The organism is Chryseoglobus sp. 28M-23, assembly GCF_014789785.1.
Classification (GTDB): Bacteria; Actinomycetota; Actinomycetes; order Actinomycetales; family Microbacteriaceae; genus Microcella; species Microcella indica.
Map to the genome: position 1 here is coordinate 1,058,836 of NZ_CP061846.1, position 19,694 is coordinate 1,078,529.

The window sequence follows — 19,694 nt, forward strand, 5'->3', positions numbered from 1 at the left end:
GGTCATTCCCGCCTGCCGTTGTGCGAGCCCCCACCCCCCTGCACTACCGCGAGTGAGAGAACTGTGAGCAGCGTGAGCCACCACGACGAGAACGACGAGAACGACTACGACTTCCGCCGTATCGAGGCGCACTGGGCGCCCGTGTGGGAGGAGCTAGCGCCCTTCTCGACCGCCGACGCGCCCGAGTCCAAGCCGCGCAAGTACATCCTCGACATGTTCCCCTACCCCTCGGGCGACCTGCACATGGGGCACGCCGAGGTCTACGCGCTCGGCGACATCGTGGCCCGCTACTGGCGCCAGCGCGGCTTCACGGTGCTGCACCCGATCGGCTGGGACTCGTTCGGCCTGCCCGCCGAGAACGCCGCCATCAAGCGCGGCGCCGACCCGCGCGAGTGGACGTACGAGAACATCGAGCAGCAGAAGGCGTCGATGAAGCGCTACGCCGCGAGCTTCGACTGGGACCGCGTGCTGCACACCTCCGACCCCGAGTACTACCGCTGGAACCAGTGGCTGTTCCTCGAGATGTACAAGAAGGGACTCGCCTACCGCAAGGACAGCTGGGTCAACTGGGACCCGGTCGACCAGACCGTGCTCGCCAACGAGCAGGTGCTGCCCGACGGCACCTCCGACCGCTCCGGCGCCGTCGTCGTGAAGAAGAAGCTCACCCAGTGGTACTTCAAGATCACCGACTACGCCGACCGCCTGCTCGACGACCTCAACCAGCTCGAGGGCTCGTGGCCCGCCAAGGTGCTGTCGATGCAGCGCAACTGGATCGGCCGCTCCGTCGGCGCCGACGTCGACTTCGTCATCGAGGGCCACCACTCGCCCGTGACGGTGTTCACGACGCGCCCCGACACGCTCTTCGGTGCGACCTTCATGGTCGTCGCCCCCGACAGCGACCTCGCCGCCGAGCTCGCGGCCGGGTCGACGCCCGACGTGCGCATGGCGTTCCAGGACTACCTCGAGCAGGCGCAGAAGAAGAGCGAGATCGACCGGCAGGACGCAACGCGCGACAAGACCGGCGTCTTCCTCGACCGCTGGGCGATCAACCCTGTGAGCGGGGAGCGCATCCCCGTGTGGGCCGCCGACTACGTGCTCGCCGACTACGGCCACGGCGCCATCATGGCCGTGCCCGCGCACGACCAGCGCGACCTCGACTTCGCCCGCACGTACGACCTGCCCATTCGCATGGTCGTCGACACGACCGCGCCCATGACGGGCACGATTCCCGTCATCACCGAGGAGATGCTCAACGAGGAGCCGCCGACGATCGACCCCGCCGTGACGGGAGAGGCCCTCACGGGCGACGGGCGCCTCATCAACTCGGGCCCCCTCGACGGCCTCAGCAAGTCGAACGCCATCAAGCGGGCGATCGAGCTTCTCGAGGAGCGCGGCACGGGCCGAGCATCCAAGACCTATCGCCTGCGCGATTGGCTCATCAGCCGCCAGCGGTACTGGGGCACACCCATTCCGATCATGTACACGGAGGACGGCGAGGAGGTGCCCCTGGCGCAGGATGCTCTGCCCCTCGAACTGCCGTGGGAGAAGGGCATGGACCTCAAGCCGAAGGGCACCTCGCCCCTCGGCGGCCTCGAGGAGTGGGTCGCGACGACCACTCCCGACGGCCGGCCCGCGCGCCGCGACACCGACACGATGGACACCTTCGTCGACTCCTCCTGGTACTTCCTGCGCTTCCTCGACCCGCACGACTCGACGAAGGCCTTCGACCCGGCGCAGGCCGAGAAGTGGGCACCCGTCGACCAGTACGTCGGCGGCGTCGAGCACGCGATCCTGCACCTGCTGTACGCGCGCTTCATCACGAAGGTGCTCTTCGACCTCGGCTATGTGAGCTTCACCGAGCCGTTCAGCGCGCTCCTCAACCAGGGCATGGTCATTCTCGACGGCGCGAAGATGTCGAAGTCGAAGGGCAACCTCGTGTACTTCACCGAGGAGCTCGACCAGTTCGGCGTCGACGCCGTGCGCCTCACCATGGCGTTCGCCGGCCCGCCGGAGGACGACATCGACTGGGCCGACGTGTCGGTCACGGGCTCGCAGAAGTTCCTCGCCCGCGCCTGGCGGCTGTCGGGCGAGGTCACCGCGCCCGTCGGCGCCGACCCGGAGACGGGCGACCAAGCACTGCGCCGCGTGACCCACAAGTACCTCTCGGAGGTGCCGGGGCTCATCGAGGCGTTCAAGTTCAACGTGGGCGTCGCGCGCACGATGGAGCTCGTCAACGCCATCCGCAAGGCGATCGACTCGGGCCCCGGCGCGGGCGACCCCGCCGTGCGCGAGGCCGTCGAGGTCGTCGCGGTCGGTCTCTCGCTCTACGCGCCCCACACGGCGGAGGACATGTGGCAGCGCCTCGGCCACTTCGACGGCACCAAGGAGACCCTCGTGGCCTTCGCGGGCTGGCGCAAGGCCGACCCGCTGCTGCTCGTCGAAGACCAGGTGACGGCGGTCGTGCAGGTGGACGGCAAGGTGCGCGACCGGCTCGAGGTGAGCCCCAAGATCGGCAACGACGAGCTCGAGGCGCTCGCGCGGGCGTCCGCGGCCGTGCAGCGGGCCATCGGCGACCGCGAGATCGCGCAGGTCATCGCGCGCGCCCCGCGCGTCGTCAACATCGCGACCAAGAAGTAGGGCTCTCCCCGGTTTGCCGCGGGGCGCTCGTGAGTGTCGGGGGTGCGCCTAGCCTCCGTGCGTGAGCGACCTCGCCCCTGCGCAGCCCGGCGGGCCGCCGCGACGCGGCGTGCGTGTGCGGGCGGCCGTCACGGGCGTCCTCGTGCTCGCGCTGCTCGGGGTCGGGTCCGCGGTCGTCGCCGCGATCGTGACGCCCGGCGGCGAGGTCGTCGCGGTCGGCGACGCGGGTTCCGCTGACGGCGGGTCGGCTGACGAGATCGGCCGGGATGCTGCGCTCGCGCCGCCCGGCGAGCCGGGCATCCTCGATCCGTCGACCCAGGCCGCGCGGCTCGTGCTGCACGTGCACGGCGCAGTCGTCGAGCCCGGCATCGTCGAGCTGCCCGCAGGCTCCCGCGTCGTCGACGCGATCGCGGCCGCGCGCGGGCCCAGCGACGACGCCGACCTGGGCGGGGTGAACCTCGCGCGCGTCGTCGCCGACGGGGAGCAGCTGTACGTGCCGCGGGTCGGCGAGGTGCCGCCGCCGGGCGCTGGCGCGGCGAGCGGTGCCGGCGCGGGCACAGGGCCGGGGCTCGTGAACATCAACACCGCCGACGCGGCCGCGCTCGAGACCCTGCCCGGCATCGGTCCCGCGCTCGCGAGCCGCATCATCGCGTGGCGAGAGGCCAACGGAGGCTTTCGCGCCGTCGATGAGCTGCTCGCCGTCTCGGGCATCGGGGAGAAGACCCTCGACGGATTCCGCGACCAGGTGACCGTGTGACCGACGCGCGCCTCGCCGTGCCGGTGCTGCTCGGGTGGGTCGTCGTGATGGTGGTCATCGGGCTGCCCTGGGCGGGAACGGTGGGGTTCGGGGTCGCCACGGCCGGGGTGCTCGGTGCGCTTGGGGTGGTCGTGCTCGTGCGGCGTGGGCGCAGTCGTGCCGGCGCGCCCGCCGGGCTCCGCGCCGCATCCCTCGTCGTGCCCGCGCTGCTCGTCATCGCCGCGCTCGGTGCCGCGGTGGGCGTCGCCGCGGGGTCGCGCGAGCCGGCGCCCGTGCGCGATGCCCTCGTCTCGGGGGAGCGGCTCGAGGTCGTCGTTGTGCTGGAGCAGACGATCGCCGGTGCCGTGGCCGGTGAGGTCGGGGGTGGGGCGGGCTGGCGCGGAGCATCCGTCGATGGCCGCCTGGATCGCGTGACCGATCGTGATGGCGCCACCTACGCGGTGAGCGTGCCGGTGCGCCTGCTCGGGGTCGAGGCGCAGGGGCGCTGGCCGCTCGGCCTGCGGCTCGAGGGGGCGGTGCGGCTCATCCCGGTGGAGCCGGGCGACGACCGGGTGGCGCTCGCGCGCGTGCTCGGCGAGCTGCAGCCGGTGCGGGGTGCGCCGCCGCTCCTCGGTGCGACGGATGCGCTGCGCGAGCGCTTCCTCGACCTCATGAAGTCCTTCGCGGGCGACGGAGCCGCGCTGCTGCCGGGTCTCGCGATCGGGGACACCTCGGCGGTGTCGGACGAGCTCGACGCCGCGATGAAGCGCAGCGCCCTCAGCCACCTCACGGCGGTGTCGGGGGCGAACTGCGCGATCGTGGTCGGCCTCGTGCTCGGGGTCGGCGCGCTGCTGCGGTGGCCGCGGCCCGTGCGCATCGGCGTCGCGCTCGCGGCGCTCGGCGGCTTCGTGCTGCTCGTGACGCCCGAGCCGAGCGTCGTGCGCGCCGCCGTCATGGCCGCCGTCGTGCTGCTCGCCCTCGCGAGCGGGCGGCCCGCGCAGGGTCTGCCGGTGCTCGCGGTCGCGGTCTTCGGCATCCTCGTGCTCGACCCGTGGATCGCGCGCTCGTACGGCTTCGTGCTCTCGGTGCTCGCGACGGCGGCGCTCCTCGTCCTGGCCGGGCCGCTCGCCGAGCGACTGCGCGCAGTGATGCCCGCCGGGCTCGCACTGTGGGTCGCCGTGCCGCTCGCTGCGCAGCTCGTGTGCCAGCCGGTGCTCATCCTGCTGGCCCCCGAGGTGCCGCTCACGGGCGTGCTCGCCAACGTGCTCGCGGCCCCCGCGGCTCCGGTCGCGACGATTCTCGGGATGATCGCGTGCCTGCTCGCGCCCCTCGTGCCGCCGCTCGCGACGGTCGTCGCGGCGGTCGCCTGGCTGCCCTCCGCGTGGATCGCGGGCATCGCGACGGTCGCCTCCTCGCCGCCCGGGGCCGTGCTGCCGTGGCCGGAGGGCGGTCTGGGTGCCCTGCTTCTCGCGGTGCTGACGGCGGTGGGGCTGCTTGCCCTCGGCGTGCCCGCGCGGCTCGGCTCGGTGCGGCTGCGTCGACATCTTGTGCTCTCGGGCGCCGCGCTGCTCGTGGTCGTCGCGGGGGCGACCGCGGGCGCCCAGGCGCTCGCGCTCCTGCAGCGCCCCGCCGAGTGGCGCATTGCGATGTGCGACGTGGGGCAGGGCGACGCCCTCCTCGTGCGGGAGGGCGGGCAGGTCGCGCTCATCGACACGGGCCGGGATGCCGCTCTCCTGCAGCGCTGCCTCGACACTCTCGGCATCCAGACTCTCGACCTCCTCGTGCTCACGCACTTCGACGACGACCACGTCGGCGCGGTCGAGGTCGTGCACGGTCGCGCGGACCGCGTGCTCGTGGGGCCGGTCGGGCGGCCCGCGGACGAGGCCGTGGTCGAGGGGCTCCTCGCTGCTGGTGCGACGGTGCACGAGGTCGCGGCCGGTGAGGTCGGCACGCTCGGCGGCTACCGCTGGCGCGTGCTCGCGCCGCCCGACCACCGGGGCGTGCAGCCCGGCAACGACGCGAGCATCGTGCTCGAGTGGCGACCCGGGCCGGAGTGCGCGGACTGCCCGAGCCTGCTGACCCTCGGCGACGTGGGTGCGGCTGGCCAGCGAGCGCTGCTGGATGCCGTGCATCCCGTCGATGCGATCACGGTCGCGCACCACGGCGCGGCCGACCAGGAGCCCGAGCTGTACGCCCGCGCGAGCCCGGCCGTCGCCCTCATCGGGGTCGGCGCCGACAACGGCTACGGCCACCCGACGCCCGAGGCGCTCGACGCCGTCGCCGCAGCGGGGGCGCTCACGGCGCGCTCCGACCTCCACGGTCTCGTGCTCCTCGCGCCGGGGGAGCGTCCCGGATCCTGGCTTCTGTGGACCGAGCGCGGCGTGATCGCCCCGGGCTCTCCGGAAGCCGAGGTCGGCGACGCTGGCTAGGCTGAGGGGGCCGCACGTCGGCACCCGCCTGTACTGACCCAATCTGCCCGAACTCGAGCGCCGAAGGAGCGTGATGGCCGCCACGAAGAGGTCGTCGGGCTCCGCGCGGGCGAAGGCGAGCATCCCGCAGGTCAGTTGGCACGAGATCAGGTCGGCCCCCGTCGTCCTCGTGACCGGCCCCGAATCGTTCCTCGCCGACCGCACGTCGACGATGCTGCGGGATGCCCTGCGCGGGCAGGATCCGAGCCTCGAGGTGCACGACCTGGGCGCCGACACCTACGCGCCCGGCGAGCTGCTCACCCTCGCGAGCCCCTCCCTGTTCGGGGAACCGCGGCTGATCCGCGTGGCCAACGTCGAGAAGTGCACCGACGCGTTCTTGGAGGATGCGCTGTCGTTCCTCGAGCAGCCGGCCGACGACACCGTCGTGCTGCTGCGCCACGGCGGGGGAGTGCGCGGCAAGAAGCTGCTCGACGCCATCCGCGGCGGGGCTGGCGGCGGCATCGAGGTCATGTGCGCGGAGCTCAAGCGCGACAACGACCGCGCCGACTTCGCGGCCGCCGAGTTCCGCCACGCGGGCCGCCCGATCGCGCCGCTCGCCCTGCGCGCGCTCGTCTCGGCGTTCGGCGACGACCTGAGCGAGCTCGCGGGTGCGTGCCAGCAGCTCATGGCCGACACCGAGGGCGAGATCACCGAGCAGACCGTCACGAAGTACTACGGCGGCCGTGTGGAGACCAACGCCTTCGCCGTCGCCGACGCCGCGATCGCTGGGCGCCACGGCGAGGCGTTGGGGCTGCTGCGGCACGCGCTCGACACGGGAGCGGACCCCGTGCCGATGGTCGCCGCGTTCGCCATGAAGCTGCGCACGATGGCGAAGGTCGGCGGCGCACGCGGGTCGGGGGGTCAGGTCGCCTCGCAGTTGGGGCTCGCACCCTGGCAGGTCGACCGCGCCCGCCGAGACCTGCAGGGCTGGGAGGAGGCGGGGCTCGGCCGCGCGATCCTCGCCGCCGCCGAGTGCGACGCGCAGGTCAAGGGCGCGGGCCGCGACCCCGTCTTCGCCCTCGAGACCCTCGTGCGCGTCGTCGCGACCCGCGGCGAGGGCCACTAGCGCGCGCGCTCGCCCCGAGCCGAGCATCCCGCCCCGCCGCCTGGCGCCCGGCGCCCACCGCCCACCCGCCCCGCGCCGGGCGTCAGCCCACGCCGCGCCGTCTCCGCAATTCAGGAGTTGCGATGCCGCACGGCTCCTCGACACGCCGAAGCGCCCGCTTCCAGGGCGCTGGACGAGGGCGCGCTCCTGAATTGTGGAGATGGCGTTCCCGGATAGAAACGAGCGTCGACATGCCCGTGAGCGAGCGCCGGTTCTCCACAATTCAGGAGATCGAGTCCACGCGGGCCCGCCGACACGCCGGTGGAGCGCTCTCACGCCCTGATGCAGCACACTGACTCCTGAATTGTGGAGATAGAGCGCCGGGCGGGCGAGCGCCGGGCGGCGGTACGGGATGCTCCGCTCGAGCCGGTCGCAGACAGCACGAGGCCCCGCCGACCCTGGTGGGTGCGGCGGGGCCTCGAGTGCTGTGGTGCGGCGCGGAACGCGCGTGAGGCAGCGAGAGCGCTAGAGCGCGGCGACCTGCTTGGCGATCGCCGACTTGCGGTTCGCGGCCTGGTTCTCGTGGATGACGCCCTTGCTCGCGGCCTTGTCGAGCTTCTTCGTCGCGACGACGAGTGCCTCGGAAGCGGCGGCCTTGTCGCCGGAGGCGATCGCGGTGTGCGTGCGACGGATCGCCGTCTTGAGCTCGCTCTTGATGGCGCGGTTGCGCTCCTGAGCCTTGAGGTTGGTCTTGATGCGCTTGATCTGCGACTTGATGTTCGCCATGTTTCGACTTTCTGCGTAAGAGGATCGGTGTGAGTGAGCGGCCGGGGTGGGGGTTGCGCAGAGCTCGAGCGCGTGGTGCGCGCCGTGTGCTCCGTGACGAACTGTCCCAGCCGCGTTCCGTGTCGAAAGAGAGAGGGCTTTCTGACACGCAAGCCAACAGGCAACATTACCAGGGCACGACGCCGGGCGACAATCGCACGGTCTGTGAGGGGCCGTCCTGCATGGGAGAATGGCAGACAATGTCTCCTCGAGCCTCCACGTCCCTCGCCCCTGCCGCGACCGATCCGACGCTGATTCGCAATTTCTGCATCATCGCGCACATCGACCACGGCAAGTCGACGCTCGCCGACCGCATGCTCGGCATCACGGGCATCGTGAGCGACCGCCAGGCGCGCGAGCAGTACCTGGACCGCATGGACATCGAGCGCGAGCGCGGCATCACGATCAAATCGCAGGCGGTGCGGATGCCCTGGGCCCTGTCGCCCGCCGAGGGCGAGAAGCCCATCACCTACGCGCTGAACATGATCGACACTCCCGGTCACGTCGACTTCACGTACGAGGTGAGCCGCAGTCTGGCGGCCTGCGAGGGCGCGATCCTGCTCGTGGATGCCGCGCAGGGCATCGAGGCGCAGACGCTCGCGAACCTCTACCTCGCGCTCGAGAACGACCTCACGATCATCCCCGTGCTCAACAAGATCGATCTGCCCGCGGCCGACCCCGACAAGTATGCGCGCGAGCTCGCGAGCCTCATCGGCGGCTCACCAGACGACGTGCTGCGCGTGAGCGGCAAGACCGGCCAGGGCGTCGACGAGCTGCTCGACCGCGTCGTCGAGCTCATCCCGCCGCCGACGGGCGACGCCGAGGCTCCCGCGCGCGCGATGATCTTCGACTCGGTGTACGACGCGTACCGCGGCGTCATCACCTATGTGCGCATGGTCGACGGGCATCTGAGCCCTCGGGAGCGCATCCAGATGATGTCGACGCGCGCGACGCACGAGCTGCTGGAGATCGGCGTGAGCTCTCCCGAGCCGGTGCCGAGCAAGGGCCTCGGCGTGGGCGAGGTCGGCTACCTCATCACGGGCGTGAAGGACGTGCGGCTGTCGAAGGTCGGCGACACGATCACGAACGCGCAGAAGCCGGCGACGCAGGCGCTGCCGGGCTACACCGACCCCAAGCCGATGGTGTTCTCGGGCCTGTACCCGATCGACGGCAGCGACTACCCCGTCTTGCGGGAGGCGCTCGACAAGCTCAAGCTCTCCGACGCGAGCCTCAACTACGAGCCGGAGACGTCGGTGGCGCTCGGCTTCGGGTTCCGCTGCGGGTTCCTCGGCCTCCTGCACGTGGAGATCATTACCGAGCGCCTCGAGCGCGAGTTCGGCATCGACCTCATCTCGACGGCGCCGAGCGTGACCTACGAGGTCGTCACGGAGGACGGCAAGGAGTACACGGTCACGAACCCGAGCGAGTTCCCGACGGGGGCGAAGATCGCGAGCGTGACCGAGCCGATGGTCGCGGCGGGCATCCTCGCGCCGAAGGACTACGTGGGCACGATCATGGAGCTGTGCCAGAGCCGCCGCGGCTCGCTCATCGGCATGGAGTTCCTCGGCGAGGACCGCGTCGAGATCAAGTACACGATGCCGCTCGGCGAGATCGTGTTCGACTTCTTCGACCACTTGAAGAGCAAGACCGCTGGCTACGCGAGCCTCGACTACGAGCCGAGCGGCGATCAGGAGGCCGACCTCGTGAAGGTCGACATCCTCCTGCAGGGCGAGGCGGTCGACGCGTTCAGCGCGATCGTGCACCGCGAGAAGGCGTACGCCTACGGCGTGCTCATGACCGAGCGTCTCAAGAAGCTCATCCCTCGCCAGCAGTTCGAGGTGCCCATCCAGGCCGCGATCGGCGCCCGCATCATCGCGCGCGAGTCGATCAGCGCGATGCGCAAGGACGTGCTCGCCAAGTGCTACGGCGGTGACATCACCCGCAAGCGCAAGCTGCTCGAGAAGCAGAAGGAGGGCAAGAAGCGCATGAAGATGGTGGGTCGCGTCGAGGTTCCCCAGGAGGCCTTCATCGCGGCGCTATCCGGCGACGTGGAGAGCAAGAAGGACAAGAAGTAGCCATGAGCTCGCGGGATGCGGCCCGGGCCGAGCAGGCGGTCACCTACGCGGCCGTCGGCGCGAGCCAGGCCCCCGACCTCCTGCGCTACCCGCCGACCGGCTACCGCCCGCTCGAGATGCGCGGCCGAGTCGGCCACGGCGACGAGCGCTGGGAGTGGGCGGTCGACGCTCTGCTCACCGGCGGGGTGTATCGCGGCGCCGGCATGAGCGTGCGCATGCGTGCGGTCGACGCGGGGGAGGCCGAGCGGGTCTACCAGCCCGTGGAGTTCGACGACAGCGGCGAGCCTGTCGAGCCTGCCGAGGTGGGAGCCGTCGAAGAGGTCTACACGGCGGACGGCACGAGGCACCTGCGCCCCGGCGACATCATCATCGTCGGCCTCGCCGTGGGGGAACGGCTGTGGCTGCCGCTGCCGGGTCGCGTCGTGCTGCTCGAGCAGCAGGAGGCCCGCGTCATGTACGCCGTCGGCACGCTGCCGGGCCACGCCTTCTCGGGTGAGGAGTCGTTCACGCTCGAACGCGAGGAGAACGGCTCGGTGTGGCTCACGGTGCGCAGCTTCGCCCGCCCGGCCGCCTGGTGGGGCTGGCCCCTGCTGCCCGGGCTCCTGCTGGCCCGCACCCTCATCGCCCGACGGTTCCTGCGTGCCCTCACGGTGCCGCTCGCCACTCAGGATCGCTGACATACTCTGAACGAGATGAGCAGTGAAACCCGTGCCGTGCAGGCTGAGCCGCGGCCCACGAGCAGCGGCGCCGGTCGCGTGCTCGTCGCCGTCTACGCCATCCTCGCCCTCGCCGCGCTCGGCCGCTCGAGCTACCAGATCGCCACCAAGTTCGGCGAGGCGCCCCTCGCGTACAGCCTCTCCGGGCTCGCCGCGGTCGTCTACGTGCTCGCCACGGTCGCCCTCATCGCCCGGGGCCGCCGCTGGTTCCTCGTCGCCGTCGTCGCGATCACCGTGGAGCTCGCCGGTGTGCTCATCGTCGGCGTCGTGAGCCTCCTCGCCCCCGAGGTCTTCCCCGACGACACCGTGTGGTCGGTCTTCGGCCGGGGCTACGCGTTCATCCCGCTCCTCCTGCCCGTGCTGGGCCTGCTCTGGCTGCGGCGCATCGCCGCCGTGCGGCGCGCCGAGGTGGCCTCGTGAGCCGCCCCGCCCAGGGACTCGTCGCGCGCGGGCTCGACGCGCTGCCCCAGCCGCCCGTGCCGTCGATCGTCACGATCGGCAAGTTCGACGGCGTGCACCGCGGGCACCGCGCCATTCTCGACAGCCTGCGGGATGCCTCTGCCGGCCGCCGCACGGTCGTCGTCACCTTCGATCGGCACCCGCTCGCCGTTCTTCGGCCCGAGTCGGCGCCGACGCCTCTGCTGAGCGTCGACCAGAAGACCGAGGCGCTGCTCGCCGCCGGTATGGATCTCGTCGTCGTCCTCGACTTCACCCCCGAGTTCGCGGCCCTCAGTCCCGAGCAGTTCGTGCAGCGCGTCCTCGTCGACGGGCTCGGCGCCACCGAGGTGCTCGTCGGCGCCGACTTCCGCTACGGCGCGCGCGGCGCGGGCACGGTCGACACTCTGCGGCAGGCGGGGGAGCGCGACGGCTTCACGGTGAGCCTCGTCGACGACGTGTGCGAGGAGGACGGCCGCCGCGTGTCGTCCACGGGCATCCGCGCCGCGCTCGAGGCCGGCCATGTCGCGGAGGCGACGGAGGCTCTGGGGCGCGCCCCGCGCATCCGGTCCCTCGTCGTGCCCGGCCATCAGCGCGGCCGCGACCTCGGCTACCCGACCGCGAACCTCGCCCCCGGAGCCGAGGGCTATATTCCGGCCGACGGCGTGTACGCGTGCTGGCTGCGCGTCGACGGAGAGCGCTACGGGGCCGCCGTCTCGGTCGGCAACAACCCGACCTTCGGCGACGTGCTCGAGAAGACGGTGGAGGCGCACGCGATCGACGCGACGCTCGACCTGTACGGCTCGATCGTCGAGCTCGAGTTCGTCGAGTACATCCGGCCCATGCGCAAGTTCGAGTCGGGTGACGCCCTCGCCGTGCAGATGGGGCTCGACGAGCTGCGCATTCGCGAGGTGCTCGGCCTCGCCACCGAACCCGCGTAGCGCCCGGCGCCGCGCGCCTGCGTGACGCCGCCTACTTGTCGGCGATGAGCGACTTCAGCGGAACCTTCGCGCCGTTCTTGATGTTGTCGATGACCTCGTCGGGAACGTCCTTCACGAGCGGCACGTCGAGGTCTTTCGCCCAGGTGCCGATCGTGTCGAGAATCTGGTCGGTGTCGAGGCCCGCGAGGGTCGGCTGAATCTGCTCCCAGAGGCCCTGCAGGGCATCCGGGTCGAAGCCCTTGCCGCTCACGAGGTCTCCGACGACCTCGCCGATGTCACCGAGGTCGAATCCGTTGTTCTGAGCCATGGCGTGTTCCTGCCTTCTCGGGAGCCCGGCGGGCTCGATGCTCATGAGCCTAAGGCTCGTCGACGCGCGGCGGAATACCTCCGCGACCGGCGAGGAAGAGCACGATCGAGGATGCCGTGGCCGGCAGAGCCGGCCCCGTGCCCACCTGCCACTCGCTGTCGACCGCGACGAGGGTGCGCGCCGAGAGGACGCTGCGGCGAGGCGTGGGCGCGCGCACGGCGAGGTCGAGGGCGACCGCGCCGCTCGCGAAGGGGTCGACGCCGAGATCCACCTCGAGCGCGGTGCCGAGGTCGAGGGCGGCGACGAGAATCTCGCCGAACTCGCGCACCGAGCATCGCGCCGTCGCGCCCGAGAGGGTCATAGCTTCCTCGCGCAGCGCGGGGGCGAGACGGTCGGCGTCGAGAGCGGCGACCTCGGGGCTGGGAACCTCGTGAGCGCCGAGGCGCGACGCGAACCGCTGCCACCCGCTCCACCGTCGCAGCGTGAGCAGCTCGCGCACGGCGTCGTCGACGCTCACGCCGGGTCGCAGCGTCTCGCGGGTGAGCGACTCGGGGCGCGTCTCGAGGAGGTTCGCGAGCGACAGCAGGAGCCCGCTCGCGGGTCGCGCCCAGTTGCGCGTGACCTCTCCGTCGTCGCCGCGCGGTCGGTTGCTCAGGGGCAGGAAGCGGCTCCAGTCGGTCACGGCACCACTGTACGGGGCCCCGTGACCGACATCGAGGTGACCGGCATCTAGGATTGTGCGGTGCCCTCCGACCCCGCAATCTCCCGTCGCGGGGCATCCTTCCTCGGCATCGCGGGCATCCTCCTCATCGCGGCGACGCTGCGACTGCCGGTCGGGGCGCTGTCGCCTCTCGCCGACCAGATCTCCGTCGACATCCCGCTCTCCGCCGCCGCGCTCGGGGTGCTCGGCATGATGCCGCCCATCGGCTTCGCGCTCTCCGGCCTCATCGCGCCCCTCGTCGCGCGCCGCGTCGGGCTCGAGACGACGCTGCTCCTCGCGGTCGTCATCATGATCCTCGGGCACGTCGCCCGCGCGCTCGCCAGCGGCTACCTCGTGCTCGTGCTCGGCAGCTTCATCGTGCTGCTCGGGGCGGGCTTCGGCAACGTGCTCATGCCGAGCGCCGTCAAGCGCTTCGCCCCCCACGCACTCGGGCCCATGACGGCTGCCTACGCCATGATCATGGCCGTCGGCTCGGCGGTGCCGCCGACCCTCGCTGTCCCGCTCGCCGAGGAGACCGACTGGCGCTTCTCGCTCGGCTCGTGGGCGATTCTCGTCACCGCGGCGCTCGTGCCGTGGGTGCTTCTCGCGGTGCGCGGCGCGCGGCGCCGAGCGCGTGATCGTGCCGCCGACCCCGATGCCGCGATCCTCGAGCCCGACCCGCACCGCTTCGCGACTCTCGCCCGCTCGCGCACCGTGTGGGGCATCACGATCCCCTTCACCATCTCGAGCATCTCTGCCTACGTGACCTTCGCGCTGCTGCCGGTGATCTTGCAGGACGTCGCGGGGGTCACGGCGACGGAGGCGGGCTCGCTCCTCGCAGTGTTCGCGATCACGGGACTGCCGCTCGCGTTCCTCGCGCCCGTGCTGACGGCCCGGCTGCGCACGCCCACGGTGATCCTCGCGGCCTCGATGGGGCTCTTCCTCGTCGGCTACGGCGGCCTCCTGCTCGCCCCGCAGCCTCTCGTGCTGCTGTGGGTCGTGCTCATCGGCCTCGGCCAGATCACCTTCCCGATGTGCCTGACTCTCATGTCGCTCCGCACGCGCTCGTCGCAGTCGGCCGCGAGTGTCAGCGGGTTCGTGCAGACCATCGGCTACGCAGTCGCCGCGGTCGCCCCGCTCGCGCTCGGCGCGCTGCACGAGATCACCGGTTCGTGGGCACCGAGCCTCACGATCCTCGTCGTGCTCGCCGCGCTCACCGTCGTCGCGATGCCGATGCTCGCGGCGCGCGGCATCGTGGAGGACGAGGTCAGGGCACGAGCTCGCTGAGGTGCACGAGGGCTGCGGCACCGACGAGCGGCCCTTCGCCGCTGAGCGATGAGGCCACGACGCGCGTCTTCGTGACGAAACCGAAGTCGCTGTGCTCGGCAACGGTGCGCCCGACGAGCGGAATGTACTGCTCGCTCACGTGACTGAAGCCCCCGCCGATCGCGACGATGTCGAGGTCGACGAGCGCGCTGGCGGAGGCGATGGCCCGGCCCACGGCCGTGGCCGACCGCTCGACCGCGGCGAGCGCGATCGGGTCACCCGTGCGCGCCGAGGCCGCGAGCTCCTCGCCCGTCGACCCGACCCAGCCCTGCTCGGTCGCCCATCGCACCGAGCGCGGGCCCGAGGCGATGCCCTCGAGGCAGCCGCGCGCGCCGCACGCGCACACGTCGTCGAACCCGCTCACGGCGACGTGCCCGATATGGCCGGCGTTGCCCGTGGGCCCCGCGATGACGCGCCCTCCGAGCATGAGCCCGCCGCCCACGCCGGTCGAAACGATCATACCCATGACGTTCGTCTCGCCCTGCGCTGCACCTTTCCAGACCTCGGCGAGGGTGATGCAGATGCCGTCCATGCGCAGCGTCACCGGGATGCCCGGCACGAGCTGCTCGACGAGTCCGCCGAGGGGATAGTCACGCCAGGCCGGGAGGTTGAGCGGCGAGACGTCACCGCTCGTACCCGCGATCGGCCCCGCCGAGCCGATGCCCGCGCCGACGAGCGTGTCGCTCGACGAGCGAGCCGCGAGCGTCGCCGTGACGGACTCGGTCACGGCGGTGGCGAGCTGCTCGGCAGTGGACGCGGAGCCGGTCGGTCGGCGATGACGCGACCCGTCGACGATAGTGCCGTCGGCCGCGACGAGCGCGGACTCGACTTTCGTGCCGCCGAGATCGATGGCGAGGGCGAGGTCGGTCATGGTGCTGCTTTCACGAGGAGGGGGAAGGGACTTCTCAGCGTATCGAGATCACGGCGCGTGCCAGGGTCTGCTCATCTGAGCACAGACCGCAACAATTGTTGTCCATCCCCGCTGCCCGTCCTACGCTGAAGGGGTTCTTCGTGCCTCGTGCACGCCGGCACCGCGACACAGGGGGGGAGGCTCCATGGCCGCCACCGACACCGTCGCCGCCAACGAGCTGCTCGCCGTGCGCGCCGCCGAGCTGTACTACGAGGAGAACAAGACGCAGGACGAGATCGGCGCGATCCTGCGTGTCACGCGCTGGAAGGTCGGCCGTCTCCTCCAGCAGGCGCGCGATCGCGGCATCATCCGCATCGAGATCGTCCACCCGCGCGCCCGGCGGCTCTCGCTCGAGCGCGAGCTCACCGCACGATTCGGCCTGCGCGACGCGATCGTCGTGCCCGGGCCGCCCGATGACCGCGAGCTGCAGGCCCGCGTGGCCGAGGCGGCCGCCGACTTCCTCGTGAGCGTCCGCCCCATCCCTCGTCTCCTCGGCGTGAGCTGGGGCCGCACGCTGCACCAGGTCGCCGAGTGCCTGCCCGAAGGCTGGTCGACGGGCGTCAACGTCGTGCAGATCAACGGCGGCGTCAGCCTCTCCAAGCGCCCCGGCACGGCGGCGAGCACCGCCGTCATGATTGCCCAGAAGGCCGGCGGGGAGGCGACCCTGCTGCCGACCCCGGCCATCCTCGAACGACTCGAGACGAAGCGCGCGATCGAGGGCGACCGCACCGTGAGCGGCGTCGTGCAGCGGGCCCGCGGCGCTGCCGCGTACCTGTACAGCGCGGGAGTCGCCGACACGAGCTCGGTGCACGTCGACAGCGGGTACCTCACCCCCGACGACATGCGCAGCCTCGTCGAGAAGGGCGCCGTCGGCGACGTCATCGGCCGGTACATCACGGCGGAGGGCACGATCGCCGACCCCGAACTGGATGCTCGTACCCTCGGCCTCGGGCTCGACGAGTTGCGCGACGCGGCCATGAGCATCCTCGTCATCGGCGGTGAGGCCAAGCATCCCATCGCCCACGCCATCGTGCAGCACGGGCTCTGCTCCGTGCTCGTGACCGACGAGCACACCGCCCGCTCCCTCCTGGATGCGGCCCCCGACTCGACCACCTCTGGAGAGGACCCCTCATGACGCTCGACCACCCGGTCGCCCTCGCTCCCGCCGATCGCGCGGTGCAGCTGCTCGGCGGCGACCTCACCGAGAAGGCCCTGCGGCTGCATCTCGACGGCCTCAGCGGTGTCGACGCCGTCGGCCTCGAGCAGCGCGCCGCGAGCCTCTCGACGCGCTCCATCAAGACGAGCTCGAAGGCGTGGGCACTCGACACGATCATCCGAACGTGCGACCTCACCACGCTCGAGGGCGCCGACACTCCTGGCACGATCCGCTCGCTCGTCGCGAAGGCCGTGACGCCCGACGCGACCGACCCCGAGACGCCGCGCGTCGCCGCCGTGTGCGTCTACGGCGACATGGTGCCCTACGCGATCGAGGCGCTCGGAAGCCTGCACGCGGCAGGAGGCGAGTCGGGCATCCAGGTCGCGGCGGTCGCGACGGCATTCCCCTCGGGGCGCGCGAGCCTCGCCATCAAGCTCGCCGACACGCGTGAGGCAGTCGCGGCGGGTGCCGACGAGATCGACATGGTCATCGACCGCGGGGCCTTCCTCTCCGGGAGCTTCGGAGTCGTCTTCGACCAGATCGTCGCCGTCAAGGAGGCCTGCCGGCGCACCGACGGCACCTACGCCCACCTCAAGGTGATCCTCGAGACGGGCGAGCTGCAGACCTACGACAACGTCAAGCGCGCCTCGTGGCTCGCGATCCTCGCCGGCGCCGACTTCATCAAGACGTCGACCGGCAAGGTGAGCCCCGCTGCGACCCTGCCGGTGACACTCCTCATGCTCGAGGTCATCCGCGACTGGCACCGCCTCACGGGCGAGAAGATCGGTATGAAGCCCGCCGGCGGCATCCGCGCGTCCAAGGACGCCGTGCGCTACCTCGTGACCGTCGCCGAGACCGTCGGCGAGGACTGGCTCACCCCGCAGCTGTGGCGCTTCGGCGCCTCGAGCCTGCTCAACGACGTGCTCCTGCAGCGTCAGAAGCTCCGAACCGGTCACTACAGTGGCCCCGACTACGTGACGGTGAACTAGATCATGGGTTTCCTCGAATACGCACCCGCCCCCGAGTCGGCGGCGATCCTCAACCTCAAGGCCGAGTACGGGCTCTTCATCGACGGCGAGTTCGTCGACGGCCACGGCGAGGTCTTCGACACGATCTCGCCAGCGACCGAGAAGGTCATCGCGCGTATCGCGCAGGCCGACGAGAAGGACGTGGATCGCGCTGTCGCGGCTGCCCGCCGCTCCTACGAGAAGGTCTGGTCGCGCATGAGCGGCAGCGACCGCGGCAAGTACCTCTTCCGCATCGCGCGTCTCGTCCAGGAGCGCAGCCGCGAGCTCGCCGTCGCCGAGGCGCTCGACAACGGCAAGCCGATCCGCGAGACGCGCGACGTCGACGTGCCGCTCGTCGCCGCCTGGTTCTTCTACTACGCGGGCTGGGCCGACAAGCTCGAGTACGCCGGACTCGGGCCGAACCCGCGCGCTCTCGGCGTCGCCGCGCAGGTGATCCCGTGGAACTTCCCGCTGCTCATGCTCGCGTGGAAGATCGCGCCAGCCCTCGCCGCGGGCAACACCGTCGTCATCAAGCCGGCCGAGACGACGTCGCTCACGGCCATGCTGTTCGCCGAGATCCTCCAGCAGGCCGAGCTGCCCGCCGGTGTCGTCAACATCGTCACGGGCCCCGGCTCCACCGGTCAGGCTCTCGTCACGCACGACGACGTCAACAAGGTCGCCTTCACGGGGTCGACGGGCGTCGGGCGGATGATCGCGCGCTCGGTCGCCGGAACCGACAAGAAGCTCACGCTCGAGCTCGGCGGCAAGGCCGCCAACATCGTCTTCGACGACGCGCCCATGGACCAGGCGATCGAGGGCATCGTCAACGGCATCTTCTTCAACCAGGGCCACGTGTGCTGCGCCGGTTCGCGCCTGCTCGTGCAGGAGAACGTGCACGACGAGGTCATCGACCGGCTCAAGCAGCGCCTGTCGACGCTGCGCATGGGCGACCCGCTCGACAAGAACACCGACATCGGCGCGATCAACTCGGCCGCGCAGCTCGAGCGCATCCGCACGCTCAGCGACGTCGGCGAGGAGGAGGGCGCCGAGCGCTGGACCGCCGACTGCGTGATCCCCGACACGGGCTTCTGGTTCGCGCCGACGATCTTCACCCAGGTCTCGCCCGCGCACCGCATCGCGCGCGAAGAGATCTTCGGCCCCGTGCTCTCGGTCATCACCTTCCGCACGCCGGCGGAGGCGATCGCGAAGGCCAACAACACCCCATACGGCCTCTCGGCCGGCATCTGGACGGAGAAGGGCAGCCGCATGCTCGCCCTCGCCGACCAGCTGCGCGCTGGCGTCATCTGGGCCAACACCTTCAACCGCTTCGACCCGAGCTCGCCCTTCGGCGGCTACAAGGAGTCGGGCTACGGCCGCGAGGGAGGCCGGCACGGCCTCGCCGCGTACCTGGTCTCGACGGGGTGGGAGGCATCGGGCTCGAGCTCAGCATCCCGGCCCGTCACGAAAGACCGCAAGACGACCAAGAAGGCGGTGGCGAAGTGAGTCGGCTCACCGTGCCCAAGACGTACAAGCTCTACGTGGGCGGCAAGTTTCCGCGCAGTGAGAGCGGCCGCACCTACGAGGTGACGACGCCGAAGGGCGCGTTCCTCGCCAACGCCGCGCAGGCCTCGCGCAAGGACGCCCGCGATGCGGTCGTCGCCGCGCGCAGCGCGGTGGGCGGCTGGGCCGGAGCGACCGGGTACAACCGCGGACAGGTGCTCTACCGGATCGCCGAGCTGCTCGAGGGGCGTCACGCCCAGTTCGTCGACGAGATCGTGCAGTCGGAGGGCGTCTCGGCGGCCGCCGCGGGCGCGCAGGTCGACGCGGCGATCGATGTCTGGGTCTGGTACGCGGGCTGGGCCGACAAGTACGCGCAGGTCGCGGGCAACGCCAACCCCGTCGCCGGCCCGTACTTCAACATCTCGGTGCCCGAACCGACCGGTGTCGTCGCGATCATCGCGCCGCAGCAGGCTACGGGAGCCTCGCTCCTCGGCCTCGCCGCGGTCGTCGCTCCCGCGATCCTCACGGGCAACACGGTCGTCGTCGTCGCCCACGAGCGCGCGCCGCTCTCGGCGATCTCGCTCGGGGAGGTGCTCGCGACCTCCGACGTTCCCGGGGGAGTCGTCAACATCCTCACCGGGTCGCCTGCCGAGATCGCGCCGTGGCTCGCGGCGCACGCCGACGTCAACGCGCTCGACCTGGCCGGTGCGGGCGACCTCGAGTGGGTCGACCTGCAGATCGCCGCGGCGGAGACGCTCACGCGCGTGCTGCAGCCCGAGCCGGGCATCCCGGCGCCGTCGCTCGACCGTATCGGCGCCTTCGTCGAGATCAAGACGGTCTGGCACACGAAGGCGATGCGCTAGCTAGCCGCGCCACCCGCCTGCGCCACCCGCCCCTCACCCGGTTCGTC

At 71.4% G+C, this 19,694-nt stretch carries 17 protein-coding genes; 13 read left to right on the forward strand and 4 right to left on the reverse strand.

From position 1 onward, the window contains the following. Positions 1-72: 72 nt before the first annotated feature. From leuS to holA, 4 genes are all read left to right on the forward strand, one after another. Positions 73-2,637, forward strand: coding sequence for a leucine--tRNA ligase (leuS, locus tag IE160_RS05165; RefSeq protein WP_191151833.1), 2,565 nt, complete (start codon positions 73-75; stop codon positions 2,635-2,637). Positions 2,638-2,698: 61 nt separating this feature from the next. Then, positions 2,699-3,394, forward strand: a complete 696-nt coding sequence (locus IE160_RS05170; RefSeq protein WP_224744589.1) for a ComEA family DNA-binding protein — start codon at positions 2,699-2,701, stop codon at positions 3,392-3,394. Then, complete coding sequence (locus IE160_RS05175; protein ID WP_191151834.1) at positions 3,391-5,802, forward strand: ComEC/Rec2 family competence protein; 2,412 nt, start codon at positions 3,391-3,393, stop codon at positions 5,800-5,802. The genes IE160_RS05170 and IE160_RS05175 overlap by 4 nt, the downstream gene beginning before the upstream one ends. A 73-nt stretch (positions 5,803-5,875) precedes the next feature. Continuing rightward, the gene (gene holA, locus IE160_RS05180) at positions 5,876-6,907 is read left to right on the forward strand and encodes a DNA polymerase III subunit delta (protein WP_191151835.1); all 1,032 of its coding nucleotides are present in this window, start codon (positions 5,876-5,878) and stop codon (positions 6,905-6,907) included. A 504-nt stretch (positions 6,908-7,411) separates the two neighbouring features. On the opposite strand, the gene rpsT is transcribed toward holA, so the two are convergent. Next, the gene (gene rpsT, locus IE160_RS05185; RefSeq protein WP_179873630.1) at positions 7,412-7,672 is read right to left on the reverse strand and encodes a 30S ribosomal protein S20; all 261 of its coding nucleotides are present in this window, start codon (positions 7,670-7,672) and stop codon (positions 7,412-7,414) included. Positions 7,673-7,911: 239 nt separating this feature from the next. On the opposite strand from rpsT, the gene lepA reads away from it, so the two are divergent. The 4 genes from lepA to IE160_RS05205 are packed head-to-tail and all read left to right on the forward strand — an operon-like array spanning position 7,912 to position 11,878. Beyond that, positions 7,912-9,786: a translation elongation factor 4 gene (gene lepA, locus IE160_RS05190; protein WP_191151836.1), complete on the forward strand. Its 1,875-nt coding sequence runs from the start codon at positions 7,912-7,914 to the stop codon at positions 9,784-9,786. Positions 9,787-9,788: 2 nt separating this feature from the next. Continuing rightward, on the forward strand, positions 9,789-10,463 hold the full coding sequence (locus tag IE160_RS05195; RefSeq protein WP_191151837.1) for a DUF1990 domain-containing protein: 675 nt from the start codon (positions 9,789-9,791) through the stop codon (positions 10,461-10,463). Positions 10,464-10,478: 15 nt separating this feature from the next. Then, positions 10,479-10,922, forward strand: a complete 444-nt coding sequence (locus tag IE160_RS05200; protein WP_179873633.1) for a hypothetical protein — start codon at positions 10,479-10,481, stop codon at positions 10,920-10,922. Further along, positions 10,919-11,878 carry a bifunctional riboflavin kinase/FAD synthetase gene (locus IE160_RS05205; RefSeq protein WP_224744590.1) on the forward strand — a complete coding sequence of 320 codons (960 nt, stop codon included), beginning with the start codon at positions 10,919-10,921 and terminating at the stop codon, positions 11,876-11,878. The genes IE160_RS05200 and IE160_RS05205 overlap by 4 nt, the downstream gene beginning before the upstream one ends. A gap of 31 nt (positions 11,879-11,909) precedes the next feature. On the opposite strand, the gene IE160_RS05210 is transcribed toward IE160_RS05205, so the two are convergent. After that, positions 11,910-12,185, reverse strand: a complete 276-nt coding sequence (locus IE160_RS05210; protein WP_179873634.1) for a hypothetical protein — start codon at positions 12,183-12,185, stop codon at positions 11,910-11,912. A 49-nt stretch (positions 12,186-12,234) separates the two neighbouring features. Continuing rightward, complete coding sequence (locus tag IE160_RS05215; RefSeq protein ID WP_179873635.1) at positions 12,235-12,867, reverse strand: hypothetical protein; 633 nt, start codon at positions 12,865-12,867, stop codon at positions 12,235-12,237. A gap of 60 nt (positions 12,868-12,927) precedes the next feature. Here IE160_RS05215 and IE160_RS05220 point away from each other — a divergent pair, with 60 nt between their 5' ends. Beyond that, on the forward strand, positions 12,928-14,172 hold the full coding sequence (locus tag IE160_RS05220) for an MFS transporter (protein ID WP_191151838.1): 1,245 nt from the start codon (positions 12,928-12,930) through the stop codon (positions 14,170-14,172). Here IE160_RS05220 and IE160_RS05225 read toward each other — a convergent pair. Beyond that, positions 14,153-15,082 carry an ROK family protein gene (locus tag IE160_RS05225; protein ID WP_191151839.1) on the reverse strand — a complete coding sequence of 310 codons (930 nt, stop codon included), beginning with the start codon at positions 15,080-15,082 and terminating at the stop codon, positions 14,153-14,155. The two genes, IE160_RS05220 and IE160_RS05225, sit on opposite strands and share 20 nt — an antisense overlap. A 184-nt stretch (positions 15,083-15,266) precedes the next feature. Between IE160_RS05225 and IE160_RS05230 the strand changes: the two genes are divergently transcribed. Genes IE160_RS05230 through IE160_RS05245 form a run of 4 tightly spaced genes read left to right on the forward strand, consistent with a single transcriptional unit; the run spans position 15,267 to position 19,647 of the window. Beyond that, entirely contained in the window at positions 15,267-16,256 is a 990-nt protein-coding gene (locus IE160_RS05230) for a sugar-binding transcriptional regulator (RefSeq protein WP_191151840.1), read from the forward strand. After that, positions 16,253-17,266 carry a deoxyribose-phosphate aldolase gene (gene deoC / locus IE160_RS05235; RefSeq protein ID WP_179873638.1) on the forward strand — a complete coding sequence of 338 codons (1,014 nt, stop codon included), beginning with the start codon at positions 16,253-16,255 and terminating at the stop codon, positions 17,264-17,266. Before IE160_RS05230 ends, deoC begins: the two co-directional genes overlap by 4 nt. A gap of 3 nt (positions 17,267-17,269) precedes the next feature. Then, the gene (locus tag IE160_RS05240) at positions 17,270-18,787 is read left to right on the forward strand and encodes an aldehyde dehydrogenase family protein (RefSeq protein ID WP_179873639.1); all 1,518 of its coding nucleotides are present in this window, start codon (positions 17,270-17,272) and stop codon (positions 18,785-18,787) included. After that, entirely contained in the window at positions 18,784-19,647 is an 864-nt protein-coding gene (locus tag IE160_RS05245) for an aldehyde dehydrogenase family protein (protein ID WP_179873640.1), read from the forward strand. Before IE160_RS05240 ends, IE160_RS05245 begins: the two co-directional genes overlap by 4 nt. The last annotated feature ends 47 nt before the right edge of the window (positions 19,648-19,694 follow it).